Genomic DNA, 15,099 nt, shown 5'->3' with positions numbered 1-15,099 from the left:
TTCAGTTCAGTTGCGCGTGCAGCAGCGAGATGATCCGCTGCGCGTCCGACGAGTTGTCGATCTGGCCATTCGCGCCGATCACCGCGACCTGCGTGCCGCCGGTGCCTTGGGCGCGCACGTTGACGAGGAACTCCTTGCCCGGCTTCGCCGCCGACGGGCCGCCGTAGAACAGCTTGCCGAACAGGCCGTCACGCTTGAGCTCTTCCATCGAATTCGCATAGCGCACGGTGTACACGCCCTTCTCGCGGTCGCGATTGTCGACCGTGAAGTTGGTCCGGTCGAGCGCGAGGCCCACGCGCAGCCAGGCGCGATCGAACGACTCGGCCAGTTGCAGCGTCGCCGCGCCGCCGCTCGTGTCGCTGACCTGCGCCGGCGCCGTCGCGGGGCGCGCATCGGTCAGCAACTGCTTTGCCTGCGCGTCGGTCAGCCCGAACTTCTGCATCAGCTTCGACAGGAACACGGCTTCGAGCACCGGGTTGCGCGGCCGCTCTTCCCAGCGCGACGACGTGCCGCCCTGCGGGCCGACCATCATTTCTTCCATCGCGCTGTGCGTGATCGAGATGTCGGTGTTGCCGTCCGGCGTGCGGTTCACGAGCGTGCGGAAGCGGTCGCGCGTACCCGACGAATACGCGAAATCGATGACCTTGCCGATCGTGCGGCGGAACCAGTCGTCCGGAATGTTCGCGCGGTTCTCGGCCCAGTCGGTGGCCATGATGCCCGTCGACGGCGCATCGGTCTTCAGCGAGAAGCCGTTCTCCTGCCAGAACTCCTTCAGGATCGGCCACAGCTGCTCGGGCGTGCGGCCGTCGACGACGAGCCAGCGGCGGTCGCCGTCGCGCTCGATGTGCATGCCGAGCGGATCCTGCGCGCTCGGGATGCCGTCGGTCGCGTTGCCGGCCTTCGTCGTGGCCCGCGGCGGCAGCGTGCCGAGCCCGGCGTTGGTCGGCGGCGCGACGAACTGCTGCGTCGTCGGCACCGGCTTCAGGTCGCTCGGCACCGCGAGCGGCGGCGCCGAACCGGTGTTCTTGTAGTTGACCCGGTCGGGGGCCAGGTAATCGTTCAGCGTATCGCAGCCAGCGAGCGCGCCCAGCGCCAGCGCCACCACCGACAACTGGATGGCGCGAGAGGAAAAGGCGAAACGTTTCATGAAATCCTTCGTCTTGCTAGAACGCTCGTCAGGAGCGGCGCCGGACGGAGCCGGCCGGTGCGGGTTGATCAGGGGTCGAGCCGGCGGCCGCAGGACGCGGCCGCCTTGCCATCAGAGAACGCCGGCCTCGACGAGGGCCGAACGCACGGCATCGTGGCAGCGCTCGTCGAGCGCCGTGAGCGGCAGCCGGATACCGCCCTGCATCTTGCCCATCGCCTGCAGCGCCCACTTCACCGGGATCGGGTTCGCTTCGATGAACAGGTTCTTGTGCAGCGACAGCAGCTTCATGTGCAGCGTGCGGGCCGTCTGCACGTCGCCGGCCAGCGCCGCGCGGCACAGCTCGCTCATCGCGCGCGGCGCGACGTTCGCGGTCACCGAGATGTTGCCGTGGCCGCCGAGCAGCATCAGCGCGATCGCGGTCGGATCGTCGCCGCTGTAGATCGCGAAATGCTTCGGCGCGGCCTTGATCAGGTGCGCGGCGCGATCGATGTTGCCGGTCGCTTCCTTCACGCCGATGATGCCCGGGACTTCCGCGAGGCGCAGCGTCGTCTCGTGCGCCATGTCCGCGACCGTCCGGCCCGGCACGTTGTACAGGATCACCGGCAGGTCGACCGCTTCGGCGATCGTCCGGAAGTGGCGGTACATGCCTTCCTGCGTCGGCTTGTTGTAGTACGGCACGACCTGCAGCGTCGCGTCCGCGCCGACGGCCTTCGCGTGCTTCGTCAGCTCGATCGCCTCGGCGGTCGAATTGCCGCCCGCGCCCGCGATGATCGGGATGCGTTTCGCCGCATGCTCGACCGCCGTGCGGATCATCAGGATGTGCTCTTCGACGTTGAGCGTTGCCGACTCGCCGCTCGTACCGACGACGACGAGCGCATCGGTGCCTTCCGCGATGTGCCAGTCGATCAGTTTGCGAAACGCCGGCAGGTCGAGACTGCCGTCTTCGAGCATCGGGGTGACGATCGCGGGGATGCTGCCGCGGATTTGAATGCCGTCTTGGGTGCCGTTAGCCATGAAACGCGATTGATTGTGTACCGGTAAACGTTGAGATTGTAGCGGATTAGCCGGGCAGTTCGTAACGTGGAATTCCCGCCCCCGCCTTCGGGGTCGCGCCCTCGCGCACCGCGCAAAGACGCTGGACGAACGCCTCGCGCGGCGCGGCGACGAAACCGTCCTCGTATGCGACCACCCGCAGGTGCCCGCGCACGGCGTCCAGCAACTCGCCCGGAGCGAGCAGGAACGCGGGGTTGGACGGCTTCCCGACCGTTTCGTTTCCTTGCGCGAAGGTTTCGTAGACCAGCACACCGCCCGGCGCCACGGCATCGAATAGATGGGGCCAGAGCGGGCGATGCAGATAGTTCGTAACGATCACGGCCGCGAACCGCTCGTCGGCCGACAGCGGCCATGGCGCGCCTTCGAGATCGGCCACGCGGGCGTCGACGCCGGCAATCGCGCGCAACGCGGCCAGTGCGACCGGATCGCGGTCGAGCGCGACGACCGGATGGCCGCGCGACGCGAACCAGCGTGCATGGCGGCCGCCGCCGGCGGCAACGTCGAGCACCGCACCGCCGGCCGGCACGAGCCGCGCCCATTGCGCGACCCAGCGCGACGGCTCGGCCTGGCCGACGTGGCCGCCCGCGGCGGCGATGACGGATTCGCTCATGCGCCGGATCAGTTGTACGACAGGCCCATCGCGTCGCGCACGTCGCGCATCGTTTCCGTCGCGTACTTGCGCGCCTTGTCGCAACCGTCCGCGACGATCGCACGCAGCAGCGACGGGTCGTCCATGTACTTCTGCGCGCGCTCGAGCATCGGCTGCTGTTCGCGCAGGATGCCCTCGACGACCGGCTGCTTGCAGTCGAGACAGCCGATGCCCGCCGAGCGGCAGCCCTTCTGCACCCACTCGTGCGTCGCTTCGTCCGTGTAGACCTGGTGAAGCTGCCACACCGGGCACTTGTCGGGATCGCCCGGATCGGTGCGGCGCACGCGCGCGGGATCGGTCGGCATCGTGCGGACCTTCTTCGTGATCGTCTCGGCGTCTTCGCGCAGGCCGATCGTGTTGCCGTACGACTTCGACATCTTCTGCCCGTCGAGGCCCGGCATCCGCGACGCCTCGGTCAGCAGCGCCTGCGGCTCGACCAGGATGATCTTGCGCGCGCCTTCGAGATAGCCGAACAGGCGCTCGCGATCGCTCATCGACAGGCTTTGCGATTCCTGCAGCATCGCGCGCGCCTGTTCGAGCGCCTCGTCGTCGCCTTCCTGCTGATACGCGTTGCGCAGCTCGTGATAGAGCTTCGCGCGCTTGCCGCCGAGCTTCTTCGCGGCTTCGAGCGCCTTCTCCTCGAAACCGGGCTCGCGGCCGTACAGGTAGTTGAAGCGGCGCGCGATCTCGCGCGTCATCTCGACGTGCGGCACTTGATCCTCGCCGACCGGCACGAGCGAGCCGCGATACAGCAGGATGTCGGCGGCCATCAGCACCGGGTAGCCGAGGAAGCCGTAGGTGGACAGGTCCTTGTCCTTCAGCTTCTCCATCTGCTCCTTGTAGGTCGGCACGCGTTCGAGCCAGCCGAGCGGCGTGCTCATGCCGAGCAGCAGCGCGAGTTCCGCGTGCTCGGGCACCTTGCTCTGGATGAACAGCGTCGCCTGCGCCGGATCGATGCCGGACGCGAGCCAGTCGATCAGCACGTCCCATACGTTCTTCTCGATGACCTCGGGCGTCTCGTAGTGCGTCGTCAGCGCATGCCAGTCGACGACGCAGAAGAAGCACGGGTACTCGGACTGCAGCTTCACCCAGTTTTTCAGCACGCCGTGGTAATGACCGAGGTGCAGCGATCCGGTGGGTCGCATGCCGGAGAAAATACGTTCTGGGAACATGATTGTCGTTAGAAAAGCGAGGCGAAGGGAGACAGGATGGCGCTCAGCACGGCATAGCCGACATTGACGAGCGGACGCAGCCAGAAGTTCGTCAGCACGCCCGTCGTGACGAGCACGAGGACGATGATGAAACCGTACGGCTCGATGCGCGACAGCGCGATCGATTGCCGGGTCGGCAGCAGCGCCGCCAGGATGCGGCCGCCGTCGAGCGGCGGCAGCGGAAACAGGTTCAGCACGCCGAGCACGAGGTTCGCGCTGACGCCGGCCAACGCCATGCGCGTGAAGAACGGCTCGTCGACGCCGACGGCCGGCAGCACGAGGGTCAGCACGCCCCAGACGAGCGCCTGCACGAAGTTGCAGGCCGGGCCCGCGAGCGCGACCCACAGGCTGCCCCAGCGCGGATTGCGCAGGTTGCCGAACGACACCGGCACCGGCTTCGCATAGCCGAACAGGAACGCGCCGCCGGTGAGGAAGTACATCGCGAGCGGAATGGCGATCGTGCCGAGCGGATCGATGTGACGCATCGGATTGAACGACACGCGCCCCATCGCATAGGCGGTATTGTCGCCGAGCAGACGCGCGGCATAGCCATGCGCGGCCTCGTGCAGCGTGATCGCGAAGATCACGGGTAGCGCGTAGACGGCGATGGTCTGTATCAGGGAAGCATCCATATCGCGTTATTGTAACAAGCGCACTCGCGCAAAAATGGCACGGCGCGTCATGCGGCCGAGAGCCCGAAGGGTTCGAGGGAGCCGCGCCCCGCGCGGATGAGTTCGGGCGCATCGCCGGTCAGGTCGATCACCGTCGACGGCTCGCGCGGGCACGCGCCGCCGTCGATCACGAGGTCGACCTGTTTCTCGAGCCGCGTGCGGATTTCCTCGGGATCGTTCAGCGGTTCGTCGTCCGGCGGCAGGATCAGCGTCGTGCCGAGCAGCGGCTGGCCGAGCGACTCCAGCAGCGCGAGCGTGATCGCGTGATCGGGCACGCGCAGCCCGATCGTCTTGCGCGACGGGTGCGACAGCCGGCGCGGCACTTCCTTCGTCGCCTGCAGGATGAACACGTACGGGCCCGGCGTCACCGACTTGATCTGCCGGTACTGGCGGTTGTCGACCATCGCGAAATTGGCGAGCTCCGACAGGTCGCGCACGAGCAGCGACAGATGCTGCTTTTCGTCGAGGCCGCGAATCCGGCGCACGCGCTCGACCGCGTCCTTGTCGTCGAGATGGCACGCGAGCGCATAGCTCGAATCGGTCGGCATCGCGATCACGCCGCCCTTGCTGACGATCTCCACCGCCTGCTTGATCAGGCGCGGCTGCGGATTATCCGGATGAATCCTGAAGAACTGGGACATGGGGACACGTAAAGAGGGAGAAGTCGGATGCGCGCAACGGCGGCGACACGGGCGGCCCGAAGCCGCCCGGCGTCAGAGCCAGCGCTCCCAGACCGGCGTCAGGTCGGGCGGCAGCGGCGGCAGGCTGCCGAGCTCGATGCGGCCCTCGCCCGGCGCATGGAAATCCGAGCCGCGCGATACTTCGAAGCCGAAGCGGCGCGCGACGTCCGCGTATTCGCGGTACTGGTCGGGCGTGTGGCTGCCCGTGATGACCTCGATCGCGCGGCCGCCGAGATCGATGAACTCGCCGAAGAACGCGTCGAATTCGACCGGCGTATAGCGATAGCGGCCCGGATGCGCGACCACCGCTTCGCCGCCTGCCGCGCGGATCCAGCCGACCGCGTCGGACAGCGACGCCCAGCGATGCGGGACGAAGCCGGGCTTGCCGTCGCCCAGCAGGCGGTCGAACACGTCGGACGTCGACTCGGCATGGCCGTTTTCGACGAGAAAGCGGGCGAAGTGCGTGCGCGAGATCAGGTCGGGATTGGACACGTATTTCAGCGCGCCTTCGTAGGCGCCGGGAATGCCGAGCGTCGCGAGCTGCTCCGCGATCGCCAGCGCGCGCGCCGCGCGGCCGTGGCGCGTGCGGTACAGGCCGTCGACCAGCGCCGGATGGGCGGGATCGATGTTCAGACCGACGATGTGCACGGTGCGCGACGCCCACGTGACCGAAATCTCGACGCCGCTCAGGTAGCGCATGCCGAGCGCTTCCGCCTCGCTGCGCGCCGCCGCCTGGCCGCCGATCTCGTCGTGGTCGGTCAGCGCCCACAGGGTCACGCCGCCCGCATGCGCGCGGCGCGCGACGTCGGCAGGCGACAGCAACCCGTCGGAAACATTGGAATGGCAGTGGAGATCGGCGTTCATTATCAGCATCGCAGGTAAGGCCTCATTCTACTGCAACGCCGCAATTGCGCCGCCCGCGTGCCCTGCCGCCGGCGCCACGCGCCTATGCGCAGAACGCCTCGATCAGCGCCGCGATCTGCTCGGGCTGGTCGTGATGCACCATGTGGCCGGCATCCTCGACGAGCTTCTCGCGCCAGTCGGGGAATGCATTGAAGCGCGCCTTGAATTCGGGCAACGGGATGTCGCCGGCAAGGTGCGCAAGCGTCGGCGAATTGACGGCCTCGACGTGCAGCACCTTCGCACGCACCTGCTTCCAGATCGCCATGACTTCGTCGAGCCGGTACAGCAGCGGGCCCGGCATCTTGTGCGCCGGGTCCGCCAGCAGATGGTAGAGGCCGTCGTCGCCGCGTTTCGACCAGTGGGCGGCCAGAAACGCGGCGCGGCGCGGGTCGAGCCGCGGATTGGTCTTGATCAGGCGCGCCGCCACGTCGTCGAGCGAGGCGTACGGCCGCAGCGCGGGCGGCTCGCGCAGTTCGTCGAGCCAGCCGCGCAGTCGGCGCGGCGCCTGGTCGGCTCGCGCCGGCGCGAGCCCGAAACCTTCGAGGTCGACGACGCGCCGCACGCGTTCCGGCCGCGCGCCGGCATACAGGCACACGACGTTCGCGCCCATGCTGTGTCCGACCAGGTTGATCTCTCCGGTCGGTGCGTAGCGGTCGACGAGCGCATCGAGGTCGCCCAGGTATTCGTGGAACCAGTAGTGACCGCCGCCCTGTCGCGCGACCGGCCAGTCGGACAGCCCGAAGCCGCGCGCGTCGGGCGCGATCACCTGCCAGTCGCCGGCGAGCGCATCGACGACGAACTGGAACGACGCCGCGACGTCCATCCAGCCGTGCAGCATGAACAGCGTCGGCGCGTCGGGCCGGCCCCAGCGCCGCACATGCAGCCGGACGCCGCGCACCGTGACGAAATCGGAAACAGAACTCGAGGCACTCATCGCAGCCGCCAAAAAAAGAATGGTCGTTCGATTATAACGGCGACGCTCCGGTTCCGGCGGCCGGCAATCGAGGTGCCGCTCTAGCGGCGAGGTCGTTCGAGGGCCGGGCGGCAGACACCATCGGCGAGACACGCGAGCCGGCCCACGCCCACCCGGACGCGGCCAACGCGATCCGGCTAATGCGCGGGGCGCCCGTCCACCGCGTCCTGCGCGGCCAGTTCGTCGAGTTCGGCCTGCTCGAAGCCGGCATCGCGCCGCGCATCGAAATTGAACGGGCCACGCAGCCGCGGCGCGTGGTACTGCTCGGCGAGCTGCCGATAGGTCGGCACGGGGTCGCGCCCGGCTGCGTCGCACAGATGGCGGAACCAGCGGTTGCCGATCGCGACATGGCCGATTTCGTCGCGCAGGATCACGTCGAGAATCGCGGCCGACGCATCGTCGCCCGCCTGCACGAGCCGCGCGCGGATCGGCGGCGACGCGTCGAGCCCGCGGGCCTCGAGCGTGCGCGGCACGAGCGCCATGCGCGCCAGCACGTCGCCCTTGGTCCGCTCGCACATCTCCCACAGCCCGTTGTGCGCGGGAAAATCGCCGTATGCATGCCCGAATGCCGCGAGACGATCGGACAGCAGCGTGAAGTGATAGGCCTCCTCGGCCGCGACCTTCAGCCAGTCCGCGTAGAACGCGTCGGGCATGCCCGCGAAGCGCCAGACCGCGTCGAGCGCCAGGTTGATCGCATTGAACTCGATATGGGCGAGCGCGTGCAGCAGCACGACGCGCCCTTCGGGCGATCGCATGCTGCGCCGCTGCAACTCGCGCGGCTCGACGAGCGGCGGCCGCGCCGGGCGCCCCGGCAGATCGGCCGGTTCGCGCAGTTGAAGCAACGGCACGATCGCGGCCTGCCCGGCCCGCAGCGCATCGTGCAGCGCGCGTACCTGCGCGGCTTTCGCCGCCGGCTCGGCAGCTCGCAGCGCATCGAGCGCCACGCTGCGCACGCAGGCGGGCGCCGTGCCGAAAGAAGAAGACGCGATGCTCATAAACAGGGACACCTTGCGTACGCGGCGTGGGAGCACAGGCACGCGACGGTTTACAATATGCGTTTGTTCCGCGGCGCCAGGCGCCGGGCAAACCGGACGCGCCATTCTACCGGCGCCCGTCATCGAAGATCACCAAGGAGACTCCGTGACGATCTACAAGCTGGGCGATACGGCCCCGACGATCCACGAAAGCGTATTCGTCGCCGATACGGCGGCCATCATCGGCAAGGTCGTGCTCGAGGAAAACGCGAGCGTATGGTTCGGCGCGACGATTCGCGGCGACAACGAGACGATTGCGGTCGGCGCCGGCAGCAACGTCCAGGAAGGCGCCGTTTTGCATACCGACCCGGGCTTTCCGCTGACGATCGCCGAGAACGTGACGATCGGGCACCAGGCGATGCTGCACGGCTGCACGATCGGCGAAGGTTCGCTGATCGGGATTCAGGCGGTGGTCTTGAATGGCGCGGTCATCGGCCGCAACTGTCTGGTTGGTGCCGGCGCGGTCGTGACGGAAGGCAAGACGTTCCCGGACAACTCGCTGATCCTCGGCGCACCGGCGAAAGTCGTGCGCGAGCTGTCGGCAGAAGACATCGCGCGGCTGCGCGCAAACGCGAAGACGTATGTCGAGCGGCGCGCGCATTTCAAGGAGCAACTCGTGCGGATCGGGTGATTCGCACGGATTTCAAGGAAGAAGAGTGAGCGACCAGTTACAGAAATTCATGTTCAATGCGGCGCCCGTGCGCGGCGAGATCGTTTCGCTGCGCAACACGTGGCAGGAGGTGCTCGCCCGCCGCGACTACCCTGCCCCCGTGCGCACAGTGCTCGGCGAGATGATGGCCGCGTGCGCGCTGCTGTCCGCGAACCTGAAATTTCACGGCACCCTGATCATGCAGATCTTCGGCGACGGGCCGGTCCAGATGCTGGTCGTCCAGTGCGGGTCCGATCTGTCGATGCGTGCGACCGCGAAGTTCTCGGGTGACGCCGCGCAGACGATCGGCGACGACACGCGCTTCGCGTCGCTCGTCAACGCGAGCGGCCACGGCCGCTGCGTGATCACGCTCGACCCGGCCGACAAGCTGCCGGGTCAGCAGCCGTATCAGGGCATCGTGCCGCTGAACGGCGTCGACGGCCCGCTCGAATCGGTGTCGCAAGTGCTCGAGCAGTACATGCGCCACTCGGAACAGCTTGACACGCGGCTGTGGCTCGCCGCCGATCGCGACCGCGCGGTCGGCATGCTGCTGCAGAAGCTGCCGGGCGACGGCGGCATCGTGCCGCGCAACGCCGAAACCGATATCGACACGTGGGAACGCGTGTGCACCCTCGGCGGCACGCTGTCCGCGAAGGAACTGCTGGAGGTCGAACCGGAAGTGGTGTTCCGGCGGCTGTTCTGGCAGGAAAACGTCCAGCACTTCGAACCGGCCGGCACGCGCTTCCAGTGCTCGTGTTCGCGCGAGAAGGTCGGTGCGATGCTGCGCATGCTCGGTCGTGAAGAAGTCGACAGCGTGATCGTCGAGCGCGGCCACGTCGAGATCCACTGCGAATTCTGCAACCAGCGCTATGAATTCGATCCGGTCGACGTCGCGCAACTGTTCGCGGCGCCCGGTGTCGAAACCGGTATCGCGCCCGCGACCGACCAGCGTCACTGAGCCGCGCGTGGGCCGAGCGCCCGTGCCCGCCACCGGCGCGGCACGGGCGCATAATGACGCACGAGCGCCGCATGCGCGGCTCAGGCGCCGGAGGTTCGGCCTTCGGCACAAGCCGCTTTCCACGGTCGGCGCACCGCAGGAGAAACACATGAATCGCCGCCCCTTTTGCGCCATCCGCACCATCGTCCTGACGAGCATGGCCGCCGGCACGCTCGCGCTTGCCGGCTGCGCGATGCCGCCGCCGACTTCCACGATCCTGAGCCGCCTGCCCGAACCGGGCGCGTCGGGTGGTCAGCCGCCCGTGCTGTCGAGCGCCGAACGCAAGCGCTACGACGAGATCGATCGGCAAGTCCTGCGCGAGCAGAACAGCGCGATGGCGGCGGAAGCGGCCGCGCGCGCGTGGGCTTATTACTCGCCGCCGCCCGTGACGGTCTACGGCGGATATTACGGCGGCGGATGGGGCAATCGCTGGGGCTCGGGCATCAGCTACGGCTACCCGGGCTGGTGGTGGTGAGCAGGCATCGCCCGATCGATTGACGACTGGCAGGAAATAAAAAAGCGCGGCATTTCCCGCGCTTTTTCAATGGGTTCGAGGTATCGCGCTCAGTGATGCGCGGCCTTGCCCTTGTCGCCGCCATGATGCCGCGACGGCTTCGCGATCGACTGCGGATTCGGCACGACCCGCACGGGCGCCGCCGAGACGGTACCGCGCGTCGACGTATTCGCCGGCGTGTTGTTCGTCGGCCCCGCAGGCGCATTCGGCGATACGAACTGCACGAATACTTCGCCGTCCTTGACCATGCCCATCTCGTAGCGTGCACGCTCCTCGATCGCCGCGGTGCCGCTCTGCAGATCCTGCACTTCGCCGGCGGTGCGCTCGTTGCGCAGCTTCTCGTCCGCGTTCTTCCGGAGCTGGTCGTCGAGCTGCTGACGCAATTCATGCACCCGCAGCCAGCCGCCGTGTCCCCACCATAGGGGGTACTGAATGAGCGCCAGCAAGGCAATCAGGACGACAGTGACAAGCCGCATGTAAGAGACGCAGATATAAGAAGCGCCGCTCCGCGCACAGGCACAGAGCGGCGTCGAGATGACGAACCCGATAGTAGCGCGTTAGCGCAGGTTATAGAAAGCCGATTTACCCGGGTAGCTCGCGATGTCGCCGAGGTCTTCCTCGATGCGCAGCAGCTGGTTGTACTTCGAGATACGGTCGCTGCGCGACAGCGAACCCGTCTTGATCTGGCCGGCATTCAGGCCGACCGCGATGTCCGCGATCGTCGAATCTTCGGTTTCGCCCGAGCGGTGCGAGATCACGGCCGTGTAGCCCGCGCGCTTCGCCATTTCGATCGCCGCGAACGTTTCGGTCAGCGTACCAATCTGGTTGATCTTGATCAGGATCGAGTTCGCGATGCCCTTCTCGATGCCTTCCTTCAGGATGCGCGTGTTCGTGACGAAGAGATCGTCGCCAACGAGCTGCACCTTCTTGCCGAGGCGGTCGGTCAGCAGCTTCCAGCCGTCCCAGTCGCTTTCGTGCATGCCGTCCTCGATCGACACGATCGGGAACTTGTCGGCGAGCGTCGCGAGGTAGTCGGTGAATTCGGCCGACGACAGTTGCAGGCCTTCGCCCGCGAGCTGGTACTTGCCGTCGTGGTAGAACTCGGATGCCGCGCAGTCGAGCGCGAGCAGCACGTCTTCGCCCGCACGGTAGCCGGCCTTCTCGATCGCCTGCAGGATCGTCGACAGGCACTCGTCGTTGCTGCCGAAGTTCGGCGCGAAACCGCCTTCGTCGCCGACCGCCGTGCTCATGCCGCGGTCGCTGAGGATCTTCTTCAGCGCGTGGAACACTTCGGCGCCGCAACGCAGCGCTTCACGGAACGTCGGCTGGCTGACCGGGACGATCATGAATTCCTGGATGTCCAGGCTGTTGTTCGCGTGCGCGCCGCCGTTGACGATGTTCATCATCGGCACCGGCAGTTGCATCGCGCCCGAGCCACCGAAGTAGCGGTACAGCGGCAGGCCGGCCTCTTCGGCGGCGGCCTTCGCGACGGCCATCGACACGGCCAGCATCGCGTTCGCGCCGAGGCGCGACTTGTTGTCGGTGCCGTCCAGCTCGAGCAGCGTCTTGTCGAGGAACGCCTGTTCCGACGCGTCGAGGCCCATGATGGCTTCGGAGATTTCGGTGTTGATGTGCTCGACCGCCTTCAGCACGCCCTTGCCGTTGTAGCGGCCGGCTTCGCCGTCGCGCAGCTCGATCGCTTCACGCGAGCCGGTGGACGCGCCCGACGGCACCGCCGCGCGGCCCATCGTGCCCGATTCGAGCAGCACGTCGCATTCGACGGTGGGGTTGCCGCGCGAATCCAGAATCTCGCGGCCGATGATATCTACGATTGCACTCATGGGTTTCCTCTGAGAATGACGATGGATTCTTCAAACTGCGACGGCGTGCGTGCCGGAACCGCTTTCGCTACAGACGCGCGAAGCCGTCGCAAGGTTCATTCGATCTTTAATTGAAATCGTTTTCCAGGAACGGATTGCGCTTCACCGCCTGGTCGAGCGTGACGAGGGTCTCCAGCAGCGCGCTCATCCGGTTCAGCGGCACCGCGTTCGGGCCGTCCGATTTCGCCTCGGCCGGATTCGGGTGCGTTTCCATGAAGAGGCCCGCGACGCCCGTCGCGACCGCCGCACGGGCGAGCACCGGCACGAATTCGCGCTGGCCGCCCGAGCTCGTGCCCTGCCCGCCCGGCAACTGCACCGAGTGGGTCGCATCGAACACGACCGGCGCGTTCGTCTCGCGCATGATCGCGAGCGAACGCATGTCCGACACGAGGTTGTTGTAGCCGAACGAGACGCCGCGCTCGCACGCCATGAAGCGGTCTTCCGACAGCCCGGCTTCACGCGCCGCGTCGCGCGCCTTGTCGATCACGTTCTTCATGTCGTGCGGCGCGAGGAACTGGCCCTTCTTGATGTTCACGGGCTTGCCCGAGCGCGCGCACGCATGGATGAAATCGGTCTGGCGGCACAGGAACGCCGGCGTCTGCAGCACGTCGACGACCGACGCGACCTGCTCGATCTCGTCGATCGAATGCACGTCGGTCAGCACCGGCAGGCCGAGCTGGCGCTTCACCTCGCCGAGGATCCGCAGCCCCTCGTCCATTCCGAGACCGCGAAACGACTTGCCCGAGCTGCGGTTCGCCTTGTCGTAGGACGACTTGTAGATGAACGGAACGTTCAGCTTCTCGCAGATTTCCTTCAGGCGGCCGGCCGTGTCGATCGTCATTTGCTCCGATTCGACGACGCAGGTACCCGCGATCAGGAAGAACGGTTGATCGAGACCGACCTCGAAATCGCACAGCTTCATGCTTGCACTCCGCGCGCTTGCTTGTTGGCGAGCGCGGCTTCGACGAACGACTTGAACAGCGGATGACCGTCACGCGGCGTGGACGTGAATTCCGGGTGGAACTGGACGCCGACGAACCACGGGTGCATCGAACGCGGCAGCTCCATCATCTCCGGCAGATCCTCGCTCGGGGTACGGGCGCTGATGATAAGGCCGCCGGCTTCGAGCTGGGGCACGAAGCGGTTATTGACTTCATAACGGTGGCGATGGCGCTCGTTCACGTCCTTGCCGTAGATTTCCTCGGCCATCGTGCCCGGCTTGATCGGGCAGCGCTGCGAACCCAGACGCATCGTGCCGCCGAGGTCGGATTCCTCGGTGCGCGTCTCGACCTTGCCTTCGCGGTCGTACCATTCGGTGATCAGCGCGACCACGCGCTCGGGCGTGTCCGGATCGAATTCCGTGCTGTTCGCCTGCTTCAGGCCGACGACGTCGCGCGCGAATTCGATCACCGCGAGCTGCATGCCGAGACAGATGCCGAGATACGGCACCTTCGACTCGCGCGCGTAGCGAACCGCGGCGATCTTGCCTTCCGTGCCGCGACGGCCGAAACCGCCCGGCACCAGCACGGCGTCGAGATGCTTGAGGCTGTCGACGCCGTTCGTCTCGAGCTCTTCCGAGTCGATGTATTCGATGTTGACCTTGGTCGACGTGTGGATCGACGCATGGCGCAGCGCCTCGATCAGCGACTTGTACGACTCGGTCAGGTCGACGTACTTGCCGACCATGCCGATCGTCACTTCGTGCTCCGGGTTTTCGAGCTTCTCGACGAGCGTCGACCACATGCTCAGGTCGGCGTCCTTCGGCGACAGCTTCAGCTCCTCGCAGATGATCCGGTCGAGGCCCTGGTCGTGCAGCATCTGCGGAATCTTGTAGATGCTGTCGGCGTCCCACACCGAGATCACGGCGTCTTCCGGCACGTTCGAGAACATCGAGATCTTCTTCGATTCGTCGTCGGGAATGCGGCGGTCGGCACGGCACAGCAGCACGTGCGGCAGGATGCCGATCTCGCGCAGCTTCTGCACGCTGTGCTGGGTCGGCTTCGTCTTCAGCTCGCCGGCCGTCGCGACGTACGGCACGAGCGTCAGGTGCACGAAGCACGCGCTGTTGCGGCCGAGGCGCAGGCTCATCTGGCGTGCGGCCTCGAGGAACGGCAGCGACTCGATGTCGCCGACCGTGCCGCCGATCTCGACGATCGCGACGTCCGGCTCGCCGCAGGTGGCCGATGCCGCCCCGCGCTCGATGAACGCCTGGATTTCGTTCGTGATGTGCGGAATGACCTGCACGGTCTTGCCGAGATAGTCGCCGCGGCGCTCCTTGCGGATCACCGATTCGTAGATCTGGCCGGTCGTGAAGTTGTTGGCCTTGCGCATCTTCGTGCTGATGAAGCGCTCATAGTGGCCGAGGTCGAGGTCGGTCTCCGCTCCGTCTTCCGTCACGAACACTTCGCCGTGCTGGAACGGGCTCATCGTGCCGGGGTCGACGTTGATGTAGGGATCGAGCTTGAGGAGGGTGACTTTCAGACCGCGCGATTCGAGGATCGCGGCGAGAGAGGCGGCGGCAATACCCTTGCCGAGGGAAGAAACTACGCCGCCGGTGACGAAAACATATTTGGTCATCGCTGGATGCTCGCGGGAAAAACGGATTATACCGTAAAGCCCGCCCTTTTCTCAGCAATTGACGCGATGATCGCGCCCTTTCGTACCGCCCCGCGCGGCGGTGCGCGCCGGCGCGAACCGGCCGGCCGGTCGGCGCCACGCGCATGCGCCGGCGGGCGCTC

General features: G+C 66.8%; 16 protein-coding genes. 3 read left to right on the top strand and 13 right to left on the bottom strand.

All coding sequences use genetic code 11. The features are described 5' to 3' along the window. Window position 1 precedes the first annotated feature (1 nt). The 9 genes from bamC to C5F75_RS07460 all read right to left on the bottom strand — a co-directional run bounded on the left by bamC (window position 2) and on the right by C5F75_RS07460 (window position 8,282). Window positions 2–1,147 carry an outer membrane protein assembly factor BamC gene (gene bamC / locus C5F75_RS07500; RefSeq protein ID WP_059583363.1) on the bottom strand — a complete coding sequence of 382 codons (1,146 nt, stop codon included), beginning with the start codon at window positions 1,145–1,147 and terminating at the stop codon, window positions 2–4. A 111-nt stretch (window positions 1,148–1,258) separates the two neighbouring features. Next, on the bottom strand, window positions 1,259–2,161 hold the full coding sequence (dapA, locus tag C5F75_RS07495) for a 4-hydroxy-tetrahydrodipicolinate synthase (protein ID WP_059583362.1): 903 nt from the start codon (window positions 2,159–2,161) through the stop codon (window positions 1,259–1,261). Between the two features lie 46 nt (window positions 2,162–2,207). Beyond that, on the bottom strand, window positions 2,208–2,810 hold the full coding sequence (locus tag C5F75_RS07490) for a class I SAM-dependent methyltransferase (RefSeq protein ID WP_059583360.1): 603 nt from the start codon (window positions 2,808–2,810) through the stop codon (window positions 2,208–2,210). A gap of 8 nt (window positions 2,811–2,818) precedes the next feature. Further along, a complete protein-coding gene (locus tag C5F75_RS07485; protein WP_006487046.1) occupies window positions 2,819–4,021 on the bottom strand; it encodes a tryptophan--tRNA ligase in 1,203 nt (400 codons plus the stop codon). An 8-nt stretch (window positions 4,022–4,029) separates the two neighbouring features. Continuing rightward, a complete protein-coding gene (locus C5F75_RS07480) occupies window positions 4,030–4,692 on the bottom strand; it encodes a site-2 protease family protein (protein ID WP_059583358.1) in 663 nt (220 codons plus the stop codon). 47 nt (window positions 4,693–4,739) lie between these two features. Next, window positions 4,740–5,372: an L-threonylcarbamoyladenylate synthase gene (locus tag C5F75_RS07475; protein WP_059583357.1), complete on the bottom strand. Its 633-nt coding sequence runs from the start codon at window positions 5,370–5,372 to the stop codon at window positions 4,740–4,742. Window positions 5,373–5,444: 72 nt separating this feature from the next. Next, window positions 5,445–6,275, bottom strand: a complete 831-nt coding sequence (locus C5F75_RS07470) for a 3',5'-nucleoside bisphosphate phosphatase (RefSeq protein ID WP_041492088.1) — start codon at window positions 6,273–6,275, stop codon at window positions 5,445–5,447. Between the two features lie 82 nt (window positions 6,276–6,357). Beyond that, window positions 6,358–7,248, bottom strand: a complete 891-nt coding sequence (locus C5F75_RS07465) for an alpha/beta fold hydrolase (protein ID WP_059583355.1) — start codon at window positions 7,246–7,248, stop codon at window positions 6,358–6,360. A 176-nt stretch (window positions 7,249–7,424) separates the two neighbouring features. Continuing rightward, a complete protein-coding gene (locus C5F75_RS07460) occupies window positions 7,425–8,282 on the bottom strand; it encodes a ferritin-like domain-containing protein (RefSeq protein WP_104012027.1) in 858 nt (285 codons plus the stop codon). Window positions 8,283–8,427: 145 nt separating this feature from the next. Here C5F75_RS07460 and C5F75_RS07455 point away from each other — a divergent pair, with 145 nt between their 5' ends. The 3 genes from C5F75_RS07455 (at window position 8,428) to C5F75_RS07445 (ending at window position 10,442) form a co-directional block, all read left to right on the top strand. After that, on the top strand, window positions 8,428–8,952 hold the full coding sequence (locus C5F75_RS07455; protein ID WP_034183575.1) for a gamma carbonic anhydrase family protein: 525 nt from the start codon (window positions 8,428–8,430) through the stop codon (window positions 8,950–8,952). A 25-nt stretch (window positions 8,953–8,977) separates the two neighbouring features. Beyond that, window positions 8,978–9,928, top strand: coding sequence for an Hsp33 family molecular chaperone HslO (hslO, locus tag C5F75_RS07450; protein WP_059583351.1), 951 nt, complete (start codon window positions 8,978–8,980; stop codon window positions 9,926–9,928). Between the two features lie 148 nt (window positions 9,929–10,076). Continuing rightward, window positions 10,077–10,442, top strand: coding sequence for a hypothetical protein (locus C5F75_RS07445; protein WP_059583350.1), 366 nt, complete (start codon window positions 10,077–10,079; stop codon window positions 10,440–10,442). A gap of 89 nt (window positions 10,443–10,531) precedes the next feature. Here the strand turns inward: C5F75_RS07445 and ftsB are convergent, their stop codons facing one another. From ftsB to C5F75_RS07425, 4 genes are all read right to left on the bottom strand, one after another. After that, a complete protein-coding gene (gene ftsB, locus C5F75_RS07440; RefSeq protein WP_059583348.1) occupies window positions 10,532–10,957 on the bottom strand; it encodes a cell division protein FtsB in 426 nt (141 codons plus the stop codon). Between the two features lie 81 nt (window positions 10,958–11,038). Then, window positions 11,039–12,322, bottom strand: a complete 1,284-nt coding sequence (eno, locus tag C5F75_RS07435) for a phosphopyruvate hydratase (RefSeq protein WP_006478406.1) — start codon at window positions 12,320–12,322, stop codon at window positions 11,039–11,041. A gap of 106 nt (window positions 12,323–12,428) precedes the next feature. Beyond that, window positions 12,429–13,283, bottom strand: a complete 855-nt coding sequence (gene kdsA / locus C5F75_RS07430; protein ID WP_059583346.1) for a 3-deoxy-8-phosphooctulonate synthase — start codon at window positions 13,281–13,283, stop codon at window positions 12,429–12,431. After that, complete coding sequence (locus tag C5F75_RS07425) at window positions 13,280–14,938, bottom strand: CTP synthase (protein WP_059583343.1); 1,659 nt, start codon at window positions 14,936–14,938, stop codon at window positions 13,280–13,282. The genes kdsA and C5F75_RS07425 overlap by 4 nt, the downstream gene beginning before the upstream one ends. Window positions 14,939–15,099 lie beyond the last annotated feature (161 nt).

This window comes from Burkholderia anthinoferrum, assembly GCF_002925705.1.
Taxonomy (GTDB): Bacteria; Pseudomonadota; Gammaproteobacteria; order Burkholderiales; family Burkholderiaceae; genus Burkholderia; species Burkholderia semiarida.
This window is presented reverse-complemented; position numbering and strand designations above follow the sequence as displayed.

Bases quoted from the DNA above. Each gene is read 5' to 3' on its own strand.
- C5F75_RS07490 (WP_059583360.1), bottom strand. From the start codon at position 2,810: ATGAGCGAATCCGTCATCGCCGCCGCGGGCGGCCACGTCGGCCAGGCC.
- C5F75_RS07460 (WP_104012027.1), bottom strand. From the start codon at position 8,282: ATGAGCATCGCGTCTTCTTCTTTCGGCACGGCGCCCGCCTGCGTGCGC.
- ftsB (WP_059583348.1), bottom strand. From the start codon at position 10,957: ATGCGGCTTGTCACTGTCGTCCTGATTGCCTTGCTGGCGCTCATTCAG.
- C5F75_RS07465 (WP_059583355.1), bottom strand. From the start codon at position 7,248: ATGAGTGCCTCGAGTTCTGTTTCCGATTTCGTCACGGTGCGCGGCGTC.
- eno (WP_006478406.1), bottom strand. From the start codon at position 12,322: ATGAGTGCAATCGTAGATATCATCGGCCGCGAGATTCTGGATTCGCGC.
- C5F75_RS07470 (WP_041492088.1), bottom strand. From the start codon at position 6,275: ATGAACGCCGATCTCCACTGCCATTCCAATGTTTCCGACGGGTTGCTG.
- C5F75_RS07485 (WP_006487046.1), bottom strand. From the start codon at position 4,021: ATGTTCCCAGAACGTATTTTCTCCGGCATGCGACCCACCGGATCGCTG.
- C5F75_RS07425 (WP_059583343.1), bottom strand. From the start codon at position 14,938: ATGACCAAATATGTTTTCGTCACCGGCGGCGTAGTTTCTTCCCTCGGC.
- dapA (WP_059583362.1), bottom strand. From the start codon at position 2,161: ATGGCTAACGGCACCCAAGACGGCATTCAAATCCGCGGCAGCATCCCC.
- bamC (WP_059583363.1), bottom strand. From the start codon at position 1,147: ATGAAACGTTTCGCCTTTTCCTCTCGCGCCATCCAGTTGTCGGTGGTG.
- C5F75_RS07480 (WP_059583358.1), bottom strand. From the start codon at position 4,692: ATGGATGCTTCCCTGATACAGACCATCGCCGTCTACGCGCTACCCGTG.
- C5F75_RS07445 (WP_059583350.1), top strand. From the start codon at position 10,077: ATGAATCGCCGCCCCTTTTGCGCCATCCGCACCATCGTCCTGACGAGC.
- C5F75_RS07475 (WP_059583357.1), bottom strand. From the start codon at position 5,372: ATGTCCCAGTTCTTCAGGATTCATCCGGATAATCCGCAGCCGCGCCTG.
- kdsA (WP_059583346.1), bottom strand. From the start codon at position 13,283: ATGAAGCTGTGCGATTTCGAGGTCGGTCTCGATCAACCGTTCTTCCTG.